This window comes from Pseudomonas sp. Irchel 3E13, assembly GCF_900187455.1.
Lineage (GTDB): Bacteria > Pseudomonadota > Gammaproteobacteria > Pseudomonadales > Pseudomonadaceae > Aquipseudomonas.
In genome coordinates this window covers 1-13,571 of the sequence record NZ_FYDX01000031.1, presented here as the reverse complement: position 1 = coordinate 13,571, position 13,571 = coordinate 1, and the positions used below count along the sequence as shown (strand labels likewise).

Here is a 13,571-nt window from a genome sequence, read left to right as displayed (position 1 = left end):
TCAGCTACCAACTCGACGCCTTCGCCGCACGCATGGGCGCCGGTTATAGCTGGCACGACATCGACAGCAAACGTCATGTCGCGGCGGGCAGCTACAACGAAGAGCTGAAAGCCAAGTACAAGGCCGGTACCGCGCAGGTCTTCGGCGAAGTGGGTTACACCGTCGAAGCTGGCAGCGTGGCACTGGAACCGTTCGCCGGCATCGCCTATGTCAACTACGACAGCGATACCGGCCGCGAGAAAGGCGGGGCGGGTGCGTTGGAGGCCAGTTCGAAACAGGACGCGACCTTCACCACCGTCGGCCTGCGCGCTGGCAAGCAATTCACCTTGGGTAACGGCACCACCCTGACCCCGCGCGGCAGCCTCGGCTGGCGGCATGCGTTTGGCGATACCACGCCGGATGCCGACCTGCGCTTTGTCGATGGTGGTGCGGCGTTCAGCACCCAAGGCGTACCGATCGCCAAGGATGCGGCCGTGGTCGAGGCGGGGCTGGATGTGAGTGTTGGCGCGGTGGGCAAGCTGGGTGTTGGTTATTCGGGGCAATTGTCCAGCGATAACCGGGACCATGCGGTGACCGTGAGCTTCAGCATGGGCTTCTGACCCAGGCGGCCCCAATCGCTGGCAAGCCAGCTTCCACACGTACGGCGCATGTCCACACTGTGGGAGCCGGTCTTGCCGGCGATGAGGCCGGCAGCATCACCACAAAACCCGGCGCTCGGGCCTACCGGCTCGACGCCGTCCCCCACTGCACCACCAACATTCCCGCCACGATCAACCCCACCCCGAGCAAGCGCAGCAGGTTCACCGGCCGCTCCGGCAGCCCCATCAACCCCCACTGATCGATCGCCAGCGACGACAGCACCTGGCCGGCCACCACGCACACGATGAACCCCGCCGCGCCCAGGCGTGGCGTCAGGATCAGCGCCGCGGTGATATAGGCCACCCCGGCCACGCCGCCGAACCACGCCCACCACGGCGCCTGTGCCAGCGCGGCGACTTGCGGCGCGGGGGCGCGCATCAGCCACAACGCCGGCAGCACCATCAGCACACTCACCGACAACGACACCAGCGTCGCCCACAACGGATGCCCCAACAGGCGGCCCAGCGCGGCATTACTGCCGGCCTGAAACGGCACGGCGGCACCTGCGAGCAGGGCGATCAACGGCAACAGAACGACGGCGGGAGAAAAACTCGGGTTCATGGCGGACTCCTTGATTCACGCGGTAGGCATAAGGCAGTCTTGGTTATCCATTCACTGGATGGAAATTCGAATTCCGCACAGGGGCTATTCGCCTGATGGATGATCTGCGCCGTATCGACCTCAACCTGCTGCTGACCCTGCACGCCTTGCTGGCTGAACAGCACGTCTCTCGCGCCGCCTTGCGCCTGCACCGCAGCCAGCCGGCGGTGAGCCATGCGCTGGCGCAGTTGCGGGAGATTTTCGCCGACCCGCTGCTGGTGCGCCGTGGCGGCCGCCTGCAACCCACCGCCCGCGCGCTGGAGTTAACCCAGCCGCTGCAAGACGCGCTGCAACAACTCGACGGCCTGCTCAGCAGTCCCGGCTTCGATCCGACGCGGGCGCGGCGCAGCTTTCGTCTGGCGATGTCGGATTACGGCGCGCGGGTGGTGTTGCCGCGGCTGATGCGTGGCCTGCGCGAGGACGCGCCGGAGGTCGATCTGGTGGTGACCCAAGGCAGCCGCGAGGCGATGCTCAGTCAACTGTTCGACGGCGAGATCGACCTGGCGTTGGGGGTATTCCCCACGCTGGCCGCGCCATTGCGGGCCGAAACCCTGTTCGAAGAGCGCTTCGCCTGCCTGGCCGACCGCGACAGCCTTCCGGCCCGTGGCGGGCTGACCTTGCCGCAATGGCTGGCGCGCCCGCATGTGCTGGTGGCGGTGCGGCCCGGAGCCGACAACGAAATCGACCTGGCCCTGGCCGCCCTTGGCGAACAGCGCCGGGTCGCCTTGGCCTTGCCCCACTGGACCGCCGCGACCGAAGTCATCGCCGGCACCGACCTGCTGCTCACCGTCGCCCGCCGCAGCCTGGCGGGGCGCCTGTCACTGAGCGGGCTGCGTTGCTTCGAACCGCCGCTGCCGATTCGCGCCTTCAACTTCCAGCAGGCCTGGCACGAACGCCGCGAAGGCGACGCCGCGCACCGCTGGCTGCGGGGCCGAGTGATGCAAGCGTGTCAGCTTGAACCCGACACCGCGTAAGATAGCCAGCCCGTTCACCACGACATGGAGTTTGCCGATGAACCCGAGAATCCACCTTGCCGCCCTGGCCCTGCTGCTGGGCAGCCAGATGGCCCAGGCCGACACCTACAGCCAGTGCATGAAAACCGCCAACACCACGGCCGACATGAACGACTGCAGCGGCGCCGAATACAAACGCCAGGACACCCGCCTGAACGCCGCCTACAAAGCGGCCATGGCCAGCCTTGAACAACCCCAGCAAGAAAAACTGCGCGACGCCCAGCGCCAATGGGTGAAATACCGCGACGCCAACTGCGGTGTGTACTACACCCTCACCGGCGGCACCATCGACCTGCTCAATGGTGCGGGTTGCGAACTCGACATGACCCGGCAGCGGGCGGATGAGTTGGAGAAATTGCCGCAGACGTGAGGGGAGAGCGGTTTGGCGCAGAACCTGTAGGAGCGGTCTTAAGCCGCGATGGGCCGCACAGCGGCCCCAAAACCATCCAGCACGAGGTGGCTGTCTATGACCGGCATTTCTTTCGACGTTCAGGATCCCTGAATGTGAGATCCGAGCCAGCCAGAAATAGGGTGCCGGATGGATTCAGGGCCGCTCTGCGGCCCATCGCGGCTAAAGGCCGCTCCTACAGGATCGTGAGCGGCCCCAGGCAACCGACTAAACCGCAGCCACCGCCTCAACCTCCACCAACATCCCTTCCAACGCCAACCTCGGCACCGGAATCAGCGTACACGTCGGCTTGATATGCCCGCCCCACGCCCGGTCTGCCTCCGCGACCCACTCCTGCAACCGCGCCTCCGAGTGATCGACAATCAACAGCGTCAGCTTGAACACGTTCTCGATCCCCGCGCCCTTTGACGCCAGCGCCGTCTTCACATTCTCCAGCGCCTGCCGCGCCTGCTCGGCGAACAACGGCGACAGCCCGCCGTCACTGTCCTCACCGCCTTGCCCCGCAATGAACAACAACCGCGAACTGCCCCGAACCTCGGCCACATGCGAATAGGCATTGGCGCTCGGGTCGTACAGGCCTTCGGGGTTGGAAAGCTGGAAAACACCAGTCATGGCGACACTCCTTGGGAAAAGTGTGGGCGAGTATCGAACCTCGACTTAGGTGGAGGTCAAGCGGGGGCGCGGGGGAAATATTTCGATGCCAATTGTCCCGGGCGGGGCTGCTCCGACGCGGCTACGGTTTATGCACATTCGCCAAGAGAGAAGACGAGCACCATGACAACCTCTTCGGAAACTGACTGGGAACGCGTGAAAAACATGGGCGATGAGGACATCGACACCAGCGACATTCCTCAATTGGATAAAGAGTTCTTCAGCAATTTTGAGTGGCGTATCCCAGACAGCTGGCCCATGGCGCCTCGTTCGGAGACAGATCGACCGGAGTGATTGAACCAACCTCTGCTGGTTCATCTCCGCACTTCAACGTCCGTCAGTCCGACCACTCCACCATGGATTCCCACCGCCACTTCCCCTAATCTGGCGCCCACCTTTTTTCCCGACGTCGGCTCTTCATGATCGTCCACTTCGCCATCTTCCTCTGCACCCTGGTCGCCATGGAGGGTGTCGGCTTCCTGGCCCACAAGTACGTGATGCACGGCTGGGGCTGGTTTCTGCACCGTTCGCACCACGAGCCGCACCTGGGCGTGGTGGAGACCAACGACGTCTACCTGCTGGTGCTCGCACTGGTGGCAATCACCCTGATCGTGCTGGGCAACGCCGGCCACGATCCGCTGCAGTGGATCGGCGCGGGCGTGGCTGCGTTCGGCATTCTCTATGTAGTGATTCACGACGGTGTCGTCCACCGCCACTGGCCGGCAAGACCGAAGCCGCGCCACCCGTACCTGCGGCGGCTGTACCAGGCGCACCTGATGCACCACGCGGTGAAAGGGCGGCGCAACAGCGTGTCGTTCGGCTTTCTCTACGCGCCGCCGGTGCATGAGCTCAAGCGTCAGTTGCGTGAGATGCGCGACTCAGAAGCGCGGGTCGAGGATGGCCGGCAAGGTGATTTCCTTGACGAAGCTCGCGGCTGACAGGCTCAGCGCCATCCGCACCACCTGCACCACGTCATGCACCGGGATCTGCTCGCCGCCGCCGCGTTGCGCGGCCTGCTCGCGCGGGGTGCTCAGCGGGTCGGCGGTGTTGAGGTAACCGAGGTTCAGGCACGTCACCCCGAGGCGCTGATCGCGATACCCCTCGCGCAGCGCGTCGGCCATGCCACGCAAGGCGAACTTGCTGGCGCCGAAGGTTACTTCCGGTCGACCGCTCTGGGTCAGGCCCGAGGTCGAGCCGGTGAGGATGATCCGCGGCCTGTCGCTGCGCAGCAGCACCGGCAACAGCCGCTTGATCAACAGGATCGGCGCGGTGACGTTGCAACTGACGATGGCCTGCAACTGGTCATCGTCGTCGGTGAGGAAGTCGTAGCTGTCGTCAAAGGCGCGGTCCTCCCAGATGCCGAGGTTGTAGATCAGCGTGTCCAGCCCGGTTTCAGCCGCCTGCTGACTGATCCGCTCAACCGCACTGAGCGGCTCGCCCAGATCGGCCTCGATCCAGCGCACGTCCACGCCCGCGCGCGGTTCCAGCATGGCGGGACGGCTGCGCGACACGCCGATCACGGTATCGCCGTGCTCGCCCAGCCCTTCCATCAACGCCTTGCCCAGGCCCTTGCTGGCGCCTACTACCATGGTTTTCATCGCATCACTCCTGTGTTGGCCGGGTCATGCAAGCAGACCGGCTGGGTGATGGCAAAGGGCTGGGTGTTTCTGAATGTGTTTCGATAGGTCATTCAATCCACGTCCTCACCTGCAACGCATTCCCCAACGCCGCGCCCGCCGCCGTGTTGTCGAAAATGCACCAAGTAGGAACGCCCGCCTGATCGCTCTGCGCCAGCCTCAACGCCAGCGCCTTCAGGTAATCCTGCGAATACTCACTGACATACATCCGCGGCGCCCCATGCAGCCGCCAATACACCAGCCCCGGCCAGCCGCCAGGTTCGCTGTCGACGCCGAAGCGCGGCGGATCCGCCGCCACCTGCGCCACGCGCATTTCCACCAGCAGCGACTGCGCCGCCGTCCAGCTCGCATGACGCGGCTCGACCGCCACCGCCCCGGGGAATACCTGACGCAACCGATCGAAAAAGCGTGCCACCACCACCGGCTCAAACACCAGCGAAGGCGGAAGCTGCACCAGCAGGCAGCCCAGCCGCTCGCCGAGTTCGCCGCACTGATCGAGAAAGCTGCTCAGCGCCACATCGCAGTCCACCAGCCGCCGCGTGTGAGTTATTTCCCGCGGCACCTTCACCGCGAAGCGGAACCCGTCCGGCACCGACGCGCCCCAGCGGGCATAGGTGGCCGGACGGTGCGGGCGGTAGAACGAACTGTTGATCTCCACCGCATTCAAGCGCTCGGCATAGCGCTGCAAATGCGTGCCATCGGCGGGAAACGCCTCGGCGTACTCGCGGGCAACACTCCAGCCCGCACACCCCAGGTAGATCATGGCGGCTCCTTGCTCGGTGAATGTCGGCCCGTGGGCTACATCCGCAATGGAGTGACGCGGTGGAGGGGAGGTTTCATTGCATCGCCCGAACGGGCAACTTTCCGTTTGCGGGCGAAATGAGCACGGGATAACCGCAGGCGCGAGCGTGCTTGCGAAGCGGCCCCAAACCACGCCGCGAGACGGGTGCCTCGCGGCGTTTGCTCAAATGGGCATCGACGTTGTCGAGCCCGCCATCGCGATCTTCAGGTACGCGCGGCAAATCTCCATCTCCAGGATCGATGCGCTCAGGAGCGTCTGATGTTCGGGGATGAGTTGCCGGGGCAGGAGAGAGGTTTTCTTGTGAGCGTTGTGAACGAACTCCGCCGCCTGGCGGACCGCCTCTTCATGGGTGACACCGGGGCGGATGGAGACAATGGGCGGGGGATCGGGGACGATTTTTTTCATGGTGGAACTCCTATGTAAACGGGAGTCGCCGACATTCGCTGCTAAACGAAGGGTGGCGACTGTACGTGGGTTAGCAGACCGAGACATAGGAAACCCGGCGCACCCGAAGGTGCCCACACGCACAGCCGCCATAACGGGCTGTTGGGTCGCTTATGTGTTCGGACTGCTAATCCGGTCGTTGATTTTGCAACGACCCGAGGAGACTAGGCACCGATTCCACAGAGCGCAACAAGCTGGCGGGGCCGGGGAGTATGCTTGGGAAGTTGCCTACAAGAAAGTCGGATATTGGGGAAGTTTCGTAGCGTTATGCGACGGTTTTCTGCTGATTGTTCGGCGTCTGTCGTGTGAATTCGAGCAGGACGGTGATGTTCATGAAGCGGACACCATTCATCGGTGCAGATTGAATCAAAACCGAATGGGTCAGAAACCCCGCATTAAAGGTGATCGCCAAGAAGCTGAGTGATGAATCTCGACGACCACAATTTCTTGATCGAACAAGAACTGCCGAGCATAAGTCGATGGCCGATGCGGGCAGAAAGCAGTTGTACCCCATTTTGGGGGGGATGGGGCTACGCTGGTTGCCAGGAGCGTTCCGGGTAACCTTGCGAGTCTTCTTATCTATATATTATATCGACCCAGAACCTGCCTGAATCCTTCCTGTCTACTACCCGATCAAGCATAAGTTGCAGGCAGGGTAGTTTTGGGATTTCTACTGCTGTGCGCTCTTCGCGGATTTGAATGAAGCATCTCTGTCCGTGCGATGTATAACCAGGCGGGATCCTGGCATCTCGTGGGACTTCGAATTCTATTGTCAGCATGTATTCATTGTCGACGTGGATGTTCTTGAGTTCCGCCGCATATTTATCCAGTCCTGGTAGTTGCGCCCGTATTGCCGGCAACAACGCGTTTACGATGGGGTTGTCCGTTTCGACGCGGAAAATTGTTTTGGGTGCGGGCTCCGCACTATTGCCACAGCCAGACAGTGCAAGCACTATCGGCAATAATAGCTTGCGCATTGCTAGGTCCTTGGGCTTCCTGGGATATTAATGGGTCTCTTGGATTTCTTTCTTTGCGAGCGACTAACTGGCAGCTCTTCGTGTAGGGAACGGTGTGGGAGGTCGACTAAAGTCAAACGGTCATCCAGTACATTAATACAACTGCTGCATACGGGGCAGGCAATAACGTCCTGTTTAATGTCGATCTTGAGAGACTTGGTGCAGGCTGGGCAGTTTCCGGATACCAGTATTTCGCGGGTACCGAAGATTTTTCTGAGCATTACGAGGACGATGCAAAGCGCGATGAACCAACCTATGACAGGAATCATCCCAAAGAGAACGGCAGCGATGGTACCGAAAATCACCCAGTTGGACCGGTAGTCAAGCTCACGCCATAACGTCCGTTTTTCTTTCCTTAGTTTCGTAGAGTGTTCCATGTTTTCCTCAAGTGGCAAAAGAGGACGGGCAAAAGGAGACGCAAGCGGGGACAGATTTATTTTCGTTCGAATGAAATAAATCTGTCCCGTCTTTCTTGGCTATTTCTATAACGCCTTGGCGAATCAGTCGTTTTTGGAATTGAGCTTCCGCAACTCTTCATAGGTCGCCGACTGAACAAACCAGAAACCGGAAATGATGCACCAGGTCAGACTACCAACCACGAAAATACCCACGCCTGCCAGGAATCCGCTGGTAAACAGGGTGACGAGAGCAACGAGCCAGATCACGGCCAGGGAGATGTAGAGGACGATGTTGTTGACGCTGATGACGAAGTCTTTCACGGGCTTATTCCTTGCCAGGTCTTGATGAAGCAGTTGTTTTTGGGATGGGCGAAAGATATCACATTGCCTTCATTCGTCGAGTTGGCAGGTGAAAAATTGGTAGGGGTTGACGGGACATGGTTGAGCGTATTGGTAGTTCGGCTCGATTTCGAGGCTGACGCCCCGCACTTGCCAGCCGTGCACCAAGGCTGGCAACGCGAATCCCGCAGACCCATGGTCGCGGGTGTTCAACCTCAAAAACGCCGGGACCGCTCCGCGCTCCATCGCTGGCGAGCCAGCTTGTGTCTTCAAGGCCTCTTAAACTCAGAAGGGTGAGAGCAGTGGATGGCAGACTGAAAGCCAGCGGTGCTTAAAGCACGAGTGGGAGCCAAGTCGCCATCCACCTCTCACTCTGACCAGAAGCCAGAACAGTTGGATGAGCGGCAAACTCGAAATCACAAGCTAGGGATAGGTCAGAGTGCTCTCACTTCTTGAGTGTAAGAGGGCTTGGCGATGATTTCCTACTACGTTGGTCTCGATGTTTCGAAAGCGACTGTGGATGTGGGGTTTCTTCCTGCAAATTACCCGCAGTTTCAGGTCAGTAATGACCTTGAGGGCTTCACTCGGCTGATCACATGCCTGAACGAGCTTGAGGTGGGGCGGGTCTTGCTTGAAGCCACCGGCGGCTATGAAAGGGCACTCTACTGCGAGCAGTCACACCCCAACGTCAATTTTCTGAGCTGCCTACACGGCAGTGAACACCACGGCAGACGCGGCGATCGCGCCGCTGCATTTCTGAGCTGCCTACACGGCAGTGAACCGCAACGCCGCCGATATGACCCTGCTCAAGAATTTCTGAGCTGCCTACACGGCAGTGAACAAGTTGTGGCCGTGGCTGCTCAGGGCGTCGAATTTCTGAGCTGCCTACACGGCAGTGAACTTCAGGGAGGGTTTCGCGGAGGTTGGAGGGTCATTTCTGAGCTGCCTACACGGCAGTGAACGTGGGCCTCAGCAACCAAATCCCTGTGAACCTTTTCTGAGCTGCCTACACGGCAGTGAACAATGCCGACAACCGTGAATCAAACAGATCCTTTTTCTGAGCTGCCGTGTAGGCAGCTCAGAAAGTCGAGAGAGTCGCGCAGGGCCGTCTTGGCGTGTTCACTGCCGTGTAGGCAGCTCAGAAACTGAGCGGCACCGTGGCCGGTACTGCCACTGTGTTCACTGCCGTGTAGGCAGCTCAGAAACAGGATGAGAAGGCCGAGGGGTACGGTAGCGTGTTCACTGCCGTGTAGGCAGCTCAGAAATCGGCGCAGCGTGCCGGCGACCAGTAGTCACCGTTCACTGCCGTGTAGGCAGCTTAGAAAAAATACAAAGCCGCCACGGAGGTTGGGTGAGAGTTCACTGCCGTGTAGGCAGCCCAGAAAGCGTAGGCGGTTATACATAAAACATTGAGTTCAAACGCCGGGACCGCTCCGCGCTCCATCGCAGGCAAGCCAGCTCCTACAGAAAACGCGGCGCGATCCTTTTCTTTCAGGCACAAAAAAACCGACTAAAAAGTCGGTTTTTTCTGGATTTTGGTGCCCCGAGGGAGACTCGAACTCCCTCAAAAACATCCTAAGACCCAGCAATGCCGCGAGTTTAAAGGCTTTCAATGGCTTTGGGTAGAATTTTTGGGTAGAATTTTGGGTAGAAATGACTAGCCAAGGGCTGCTGCTATGACCGATTTTTTAGTCTTGAAATCTGGCACCTACCACGTCCGACTAGACGTTCCAGAGGCTGCACGGGAAGCCTTTGCCGGGCGTAAGGTGCTGACTAAAAGTCTCAAAACCGGCAACCGTTCGGAAGCTCACGTTCTCAAACTGAGGTGGTTGCACCAATGGAAAGCCGAAATTGAAAAAGCCCGAAACGGTGAAATCGGTAATTTCCGTGATGATGTTCTTCAAATAGTTGAAAAGCACCAACGGGCAATAAACCTGGATAAAATTCAGGGGAGACCCGCAATCAGTGAAGCAGAAATGGGTTTTGAAGTAATCCAATATGCACATGATAAAAAGTTGAGCATCGACCTTGTTAATGAAGCAGTTGATATAGCAGCAGGTCGCTCGGACTACTCTCCCAAAACCCCATTTTTCAAAAGTCGCCTTGATGCTTTCTATAACTATGAGTTAAATCAACGAAAAGTTGATTTGAATACGGTGGATAGGCACATTAAGAGAATTAAAGCACTTGATGCATTTTTAAAATCCGAAAACCTGCTTTTAGACTATGAAGCCGTTGCTTCATTCTTGATTTCAAAAAATCTCGAACCAAAGACCAAGAAACAGTATTTGTTTTCGTTTAATGCCTTCTATAATTTCTTGATTAAAAAAGAACCGTCATTCAAAGAGCGTTATCCAATCAATCCTTTCAAAAACCATGAATTGAGCCAAGTTAGGCGTGGAACACTCAAAGAAGACGAAAGACGTGCTTTTACGGCGGACGAGGTTGATACCTTGCATCGTATAGCAGTTGAAAAAGGAAAACGTCAATTAGCCGATTTGATTGAGATAGCCGCCTACACGGGAGCACGTATTGAAGAAATTTGCCGTTTAAAAAAAACGTCGGTTGTTAAAGAGGATGGCATTGATTGTTTTCACATTACAGAGGGAAAAACACAAGCATCCGTTCGTTTTGTGCCAATTCATCCGGCTCTCATGAAAACAGTGAAACGCCTTGTTAATTCTTCGGACGATGGTTATTTGTTGAAAACAAGCAAAGGCGGCAAGTATGAAACTAAATCAAAAGGTTTAGGTAATCAATTTTCAATTTTCAAAACAGATTTAGGATTTGACAAGAAATGTGTTTTCCATAGCATACGGAAAACCGTGATTACCACATTAGAACGTGCGGATGTTAAGAACCTTGTCATTATCTCTTTGGTTGGCCACAAGGCTGACGGATTGCTACGAATGACTTTTGATAGGTATTCCGAAGGCCCAACCCCAGTAGCAAAGTTGAAAGCACTCGAAGAACTCGCATATAAATTCCAGTCTTAAATACCTTATTGGACCTTATTGGAATGATGGCGTTTAACTATCACAAATCTTGTGATAGCATTTGGCCTTGGTAGCAAGATTTAGCTCCCGCGATTTGACTGAATGGATAAGGAAAAAATGGATAAAATTAAAAGCTTTGTGCTTGCATCGTTGATTGCCACTTTTTCGTTCGCAGCATCAGCGGAAACCTTTGAACACGTCGAGCTTGATAAAGACAGAAGAAGCGTTGAGTATTCTGGTCCTATCAATAAGACAATCAATGCTATTAAAGAACGTAAATGGCTAGGTCAAACCAAGGACATGGATGGTGGGGTTGTATTCACCCCTTATGTGAACCCCCAGTTTGGTAAGAATAATACTGAATCCGGTGGTGCCATTATGGTGACTGCTACATTCTATCTATATGACGAACCAGTCAAAGAAGCGTTGATGGTTGCACGTCAAAGTCAAATTCCCGGTTTTGTTGAATTTTATGGCTACGAGTCCAGAGAGCTTCAAATGCATGTAAGAGTGATTGATGGTGATACGTTCCAATCTTTCGCAAGTGATACGCAATATCGGTCTCCTGAAAAGCTGAACACTTATAAGAAGGTTGAGCAGTTTAATAAAAGTAGCTACAAAAGTGAAATGAAAAGTGCAAGTGATAGCGGAATGGTTTTCTAGGTTTAATAGTAATTAAGAAAGGCTATTGATATGGCTTTTGCAAAAAATAATAGGCCGGAGAGGGATAGGGAAAAAATGGATAAAATTAAAAGCTTTGTGCTTGCATCGTTGATTGCCGCTTTTTCGTTCGCAGCATCAGCGGAAACCTTTGAACACGTCGAGCTTGATAAAGACAGAAGAAGTGTTGAGTATTCTGGTCCTATCAATAAGACAATCAATGCTATTAAAGAACGTAAATGGCTAGGTCAAACCAAGGACATGGATGGTGGGGTTGTATTCACCCCTTATGTGAACCCCCAGTTTGGTAAGAATAATACTGAATCCGGTGGTGCCATCATGGTAACTGCTACATTCTATCTATATGACCAACCAGTCAAAGAAGCGTTGATGGTTGCACGTCAAAGTGAAATCCCCGGTTTTGTTGAGTTTTATGGTTACGATTCGAGAGAGCTTCAACTGCATATTCGGATGGTTGATGACAACACCTTCCAAGCATTTGCAAGCGATGACGAATATCGTAAACCCGAAAAGTTGATGACTTATAAAAAATTAGAACAGTTTAATAAAAGCAATTATAAAAGCCAATTGAAAACCCCTGAAGAAGATGGAACTTGGTTCTAGGTAGGTGTTAAAAATACTACGTATGTATAAATCTTATGCTTGAAAAAGCCAAGTTTCAACTTGCTCACATGTTTTCTATTTAAGGCTGCCTAATCAGGTGGCCTTTTTTATTTATATACTTTTCCTATAATAGTCCTAGGCAGTCTCCTAGGTAGCTTCCTAGGCACGTCATCAACAACTATTGTTCCTATACACTATTGAAATCTTTCAAACTTGAGTTAGCATAATAATATGAAGTCAAGAGAAAAGAAGGCGAGCAATGGGAATGTATAGGAAAAAACTTCGTTTTTATCCTACCGCTCAAAAGTCTTCGACATTTTTCACTTACTTCCCTACTCGATTTTCTACACTTCGTTTGAAAATATAAAAGCAAAATCAGGTAGCTGCAATGCCTTCGGACATTATAGAAAAACAAAAAACACACACCAATCATGAGGATAACTATGAGCAAAAATAAAAGAAGCGGAGAGCAGTTTAATATCAGGATTTCAAAAGAAGCAAAAGACAAAATTGTTTCTAATGCAACTTTGCTAGGCATTAGTCAAGCGAAGTATATTGAGCACCTGGCAGTAAATGGCTGCAATGTAATCGAGATAAGAAATGATAAGTTTATTGAGTATATTGGAAAGGCAGAAGCTGACTTGAATAAGATGGGCAATAATTTAAACCAGATGGCCAAAGCCATTAACTCTGGAAAGATTGAGTTGGTAGAGAGGAATATTGAGATGTTCAATAATGCCAAGAACTCATTTGACAAACTCTATTCAATGCTCGTTGAGCATGAAGAAAAGATAACTTTAAAATAAACAATCGCAAGGATAATATGATAAGGAAGAAACTCAGCACGCAGAAAAGTAAAGGAGAGACACAGAACACACTGGGGTATGGTTTAAAAAAATCTATTCTCATAGATAGCAACAGACTTCAAACCGGAACAACGCAAGAGTTTATTGAGTTCTTAGCGAAGAAAATTGATAAATCTTGTAAAGGAAAACAGAAAAATACCAGCTTTCACGAAATGGTATCTTTTGACCCATCCGATAAAATCACACCCGCACAAGCCCTTGCCATAGCAAAAGAACTTTATTCAGATACTCACGGCTTAAACCGTGAGCACGCTTTTGCTGTTCATACAGATACTAAACAAATCCACGTTCACTTTATTTGGGCACCCAGAGATTTCAACAATAAAATATATAATCAGGTTGATGATTATTGAATCGCCCCTGGTTTCCTAGACACTCTCCAAGCTCAGGAAATAGCGTTTCTCATACTCTACTGGAGACAGCTGCATAGCACTGCTGTGTCGGCGTTTAGGGTTATAGAACATCTCGATGTAATCG

The 13,571-nt window shown here is 54.2% G+C and carries 17 protein-coding genes and 1 CRISPR repeat array; of the genes, 10 read left to right on the top strand and 7 right to left on the bottom strand.

All coding sequences use genetic code 11. The annotated features are described in order from the left end of the window. Nucleotides 1–599, top strand: a 599-nt coding sequence (locus CKW37_RS31955; RefSeq protein WP_143502184.1) for an autotransporter domain-containing protein, incomplete at its 5' end; no start/stop codon positions are given. A gap of 121 nt (nt 600–720) precedes the next feature. On the opposite strand, the gene CKW37_RS31950 is transcribed toward CKW37_RS31955, so the two are convergent. Beyond that, the gene (locus CKW37_RS31950; protein ID WP_095160047.1) at nt 721–1,200 is read right to left on the bottom strand and encodes a DMT family transporter; all 480 of its coding nucleotides are present in this window, start codon (nt 1,198–1,200) and stop codon (nt 721–723) included. Between the two features lie 95 nt (nt 1,201–1,295). On the opposite strand from CKW37_RS31950, the gene CKW37_RS31945 reads away from it, so the two are divergent. After that, nucleotides 1,296–2,213, top strand: coding sequence for a LysR family transcriptional regulator (locus tag CKW37_RS31945; protein WP_095160046.1), 918 nt, complete (start codon nt 1,296–1,298; stop codon nt 2,211–2,213). A gap of 37 nt (nt 2,214–2,250) precedes the next feature. Continuing rightward, nucleotides 2,251–2,622 (top strand): lysozyme inhibitor LprI family protein, encoded by a 372-nt coding sequence (locus CKW37_RS31940; RefSeq protein ID WP_095160045.1) that lies wholly within the window; start codon nt 2,251–2,253, stop codon nt 2,620–2,622. Nucleotides 2,623–2,868: 246 nt separating this feature from the next. On the opposite strand, the gene CKW37_RS31935 is transcribed toward CKW37_RS31940, so the two are convergent. Further along, the gene (locus CKW37_RS31935) at nt 2,869–3,273 is read right to left on the bottom strand and encodes a RidA family protein (RefSeq protein WP_095160044.1); all 405 of its coding nucleotides are present in this window, start codon (nt 3,271–3,273) and stop codon (nt 2,869–2,871) included. Between the two features lie 162 nt (nt 3,274–3,435). On the opposite strand from CKW37_RS31935, the gene CKW37_RS32885 reads away from it, so the two are divergent. Continuing rightward, nucleotides 3,436–3,606 (top strand): hypothetical protein, encoded by a 171-nt coding sequence (locus CKW37_RS32885; RefSeq protein ID WP_159985357.1) that lies wholly within the window; start codon nt 3,436–3,438, stop codon nt 3,604–3,606. Nucleotides 3,607–3,731: 125 nt separating this feature from the next. Next, on the top strand, nt 3,732–4,250 hold the full coding sequence (locus CKW37_RS31930) for a sterol desaturase family protein (protein ID WP_095160043.1): 519 nt from the start codon (nt 3,732–3,734) through the stop codon (nt 4,248–4,250). Here CKW37_RS31930 and CKW37_RS31925 read toward each other — a convergent pair. The 4 genes from CKW37_RS31925 to CKW37_RS31905 form a co-directional block, all read right to left on the bottom strand. Then, on the bottom strand, nt 4,191–4,910 hold the full coding sequence (locus CKW37_RS31925) for an SDR family oxidoreductase (protein WP_095160042.1): 720 nt from the start codon (nt 4,908–4,910) through the stop codon (nt 4,191–4,193). The two genes, CKW37_RS31930 and CKW37_RS31925, sit on opposite strands and share 60 nt — an antisense overlap. An 88-nt stretch (nt 4,911–4,998) precedes the next feature. Next, entirely contained in the window at nt 4,999–5,712 is a 714-nt protein-coding gene (locus CKW37_RS31920) for a DUF72 domain-containing protein (protein ID WP_095160041.1), read from the bottom strand. Between the two features lie 201 nt (nt 5,713–5,913). After that, nucleotides 5,914–6,156 (bottom strand): hypothetical protein, encoded by a 243-nt coding sequence (locus CKW37_RS32725; protein ID WP_143502182.1) that lies wholly within the window; start codon nt 6,154–6,156, stop codon nt 5,914–5,916. Nucleotides 6,157–7,711: 1,555 nt separating this feature from the next. Continuing rightward, a complete protein-coding gene (locus tag CKW37_RS31905) occupies nt 7,712–7,930 on the bottom strand; it encodes a hypothetical protein (protein WP_095160038.1) in 219 nt (72 codons plus the stop codon). 713 nt (nt 7,931–8,643) lie between these two features. Continuing rightward, nucleotides 8,644–9,333: direct repeats of the CRISPR family, unit length 28 nt; unit sequence GTTCACTGCCGTGTAGGCAGCTCAGAAA. Between the two features lie 291 nt (nt 9,334–9,624). On the opposite strand from CKW37_RS31905, the gene CKW37_RS31890 reads away from it, so the two are divergent. The 5 genes from CKW37_RS31890 (at nt 9,625) to CKW37_RS31870 (ending at nt 13,447) form a co-directional block, all read left to right on the top strand. Continuing rightward, nucleotides 9,625–10,944, top strand: coding sequence for a tyrosine-type recombinase/integrase (locus tag CKW37_RS31890; protein WP_095160036.1), 1,320 nt, complete (start codon nt 9,625–9,627; stop codon nt 10,942–10,944). Between the two features lie 102 nt (nt 10,945–11,046). Then, on the top strand, nt 11,047–11,607 hold the full coding sequence (locus CKW37_RS31885) for a hypothetical protein (RefSeq protein ID WP_143502180.1): 561 nt from the start codon (nt 11,047–11,049) through the stop codon (nt 11,605–11,607). Between the two features lie 30 nt (nt 11,608–11,637). After that, nucleotides 11,638–12,228 carry a hypothetical protein gene (locus tag CKW37_RS31880; RefSeq protein WP_095160034.1) on the top strand — a complete coding sequence of 197 codons (591 nt, stop codon included), beginning with the start codon at nt 11,638–11,640 and terminating at the stop codon, nt 12,226–12,228. A 443-nt stretch (nt 12,229–12,671) separates the two neighbouring features. Then, entirely contained in the window at nt 12,672–13,034 is a 363-nt protein-coding gene (gene mobC / locus CKW37_RS31875; protein WP_159985355.1) for a plasmid mobilization relaxosome protein MobC, read from the top strand. A gap of 17 nt (nt 13,035–13,051) precedes the next feature. Beyond that, nucleotides 13,052–13,447 carry a relaxase/mobilization nuclease domain-containing protein gene (locus CKW37_RS31870; RefSeq protein ID WP_095160032.1) on the top strand — a complete coding sequence of 132 codons (396 nt, stop codon included), beginning with the start codon at nt 13,052–13,054 and terminating at the stop codon, nt 13,445–13,447. 15 nt (nt 13,448–13,462) lie between these two features. Here the strand turns inward: CKW37_RS31870 and CKW37_RS31865 are convergent. Next, nucleotides 13,463–13,571: IS3 family transposase (locus tag CKW37_RS31865; protein WP_135192744.1), on the bottom strand; the 109-nt coding region annotated here is incomplete at its 5' end.

Bases quoted from the DNA above. Each gene is read 5' to 3' on its own strand.
- CKW37_RS31930 (WP_095160043.1), top strand. From the start codon at position 3,732: ATGATCGTCCACTTCGCCATCTTCCTCTGCACCCTGGTCGCCATGGAG.
- CKW37_RS31945 (WP_095160046.1), top strand. From the start codon at position 1,296: ATGGATGATCTGCGCCGTATCGACCTCAACCTGCTGCTGACCCTGCAC.
- mobC (WP_159985355.1), top strand. From the start codon at position 12,672: ATGAGCAAAAATAAAAGAAGCGGAGAGCAGTTTAATATCAGGATTTCA.
- CKW37_RS31880 (WP_095160034.1), top strand. From the start codon at position 11,638: ATGGCTTTTGCAAAAAATAATAGGCCGGAGAGGGATAGGGAAAAAATG.
- CKW37_RS31920 (WP_095160041.1), bottom strand. From the start codon at position 5,712: ATGATCTACCTGGGGTGTGCGGGCTGGAGTGTTGCCCGCGAGTACGCC.
- CKW37_RS32725 (WP_143502182.1), bottom strand. From the start codon at position 6,156: ATGAAAAAAATCGTCCCCGATCCCCCGCCCATTGTCTCCATCCGCCCC.
- CKW37_RS32885 (WP_159985357.1), top strand. From the start codon at position 3,436: ATGACAACCTCTTCGGAAACTGACTGGGAACGCGTGAAAAACATGGGC.
- CKW37_RS31925 (WP_095160042.1), bottom strand. From the start codon at position 4,910: ATGAAAACCATGGTAGTAGGCGCCAGCAAGGGCCTGGGCAAGGCGTTG.
- CKW37_RS31950 (WP_095160047.1), bottom strand. From the start codon at position 1,200: ATGAACCCGAGTTTTTCTCCCGCCGTCGTTCTGTTGCCGTTGATCGCC.
- CKW37_RS31885 (WP_143502180.1), top strand. From the start codon at position 11,047: ATGGATAAGGAAAAAATGGATAAAATTAAAAGCTTTGTGCTTGCATCG.
- CKW37_RS31940 (WP_095160045.1), top strand. From the start codon at position 2,251: ATGAACCCGAGAATCCACCTTGCCGCCCTGGCCCTGCTGCTGGGCAGC.
- CKW37_RS31935 (WP_095160044.1), bottom strand. From the start codon at position 3,273: ATGACTGGTGTTTTCCAGCTTTCCAACCCCGAAGGCCTGTACGACCCG.
- CKW37_RS31890 (WP_095160036.1), top strand. From the start codon at position 9,625: ATGACCGATTTTTTAGTCTTGAAATCTGGCACCTACCACGTCCGACTA.
- CKW37_RS31870 (WP_095160032.1), top strand. From the start codon at position 13,052: ATGATAAGGAAGAAACTCAGCACGCAGAAAAGTAAAGGAGAGACACAG.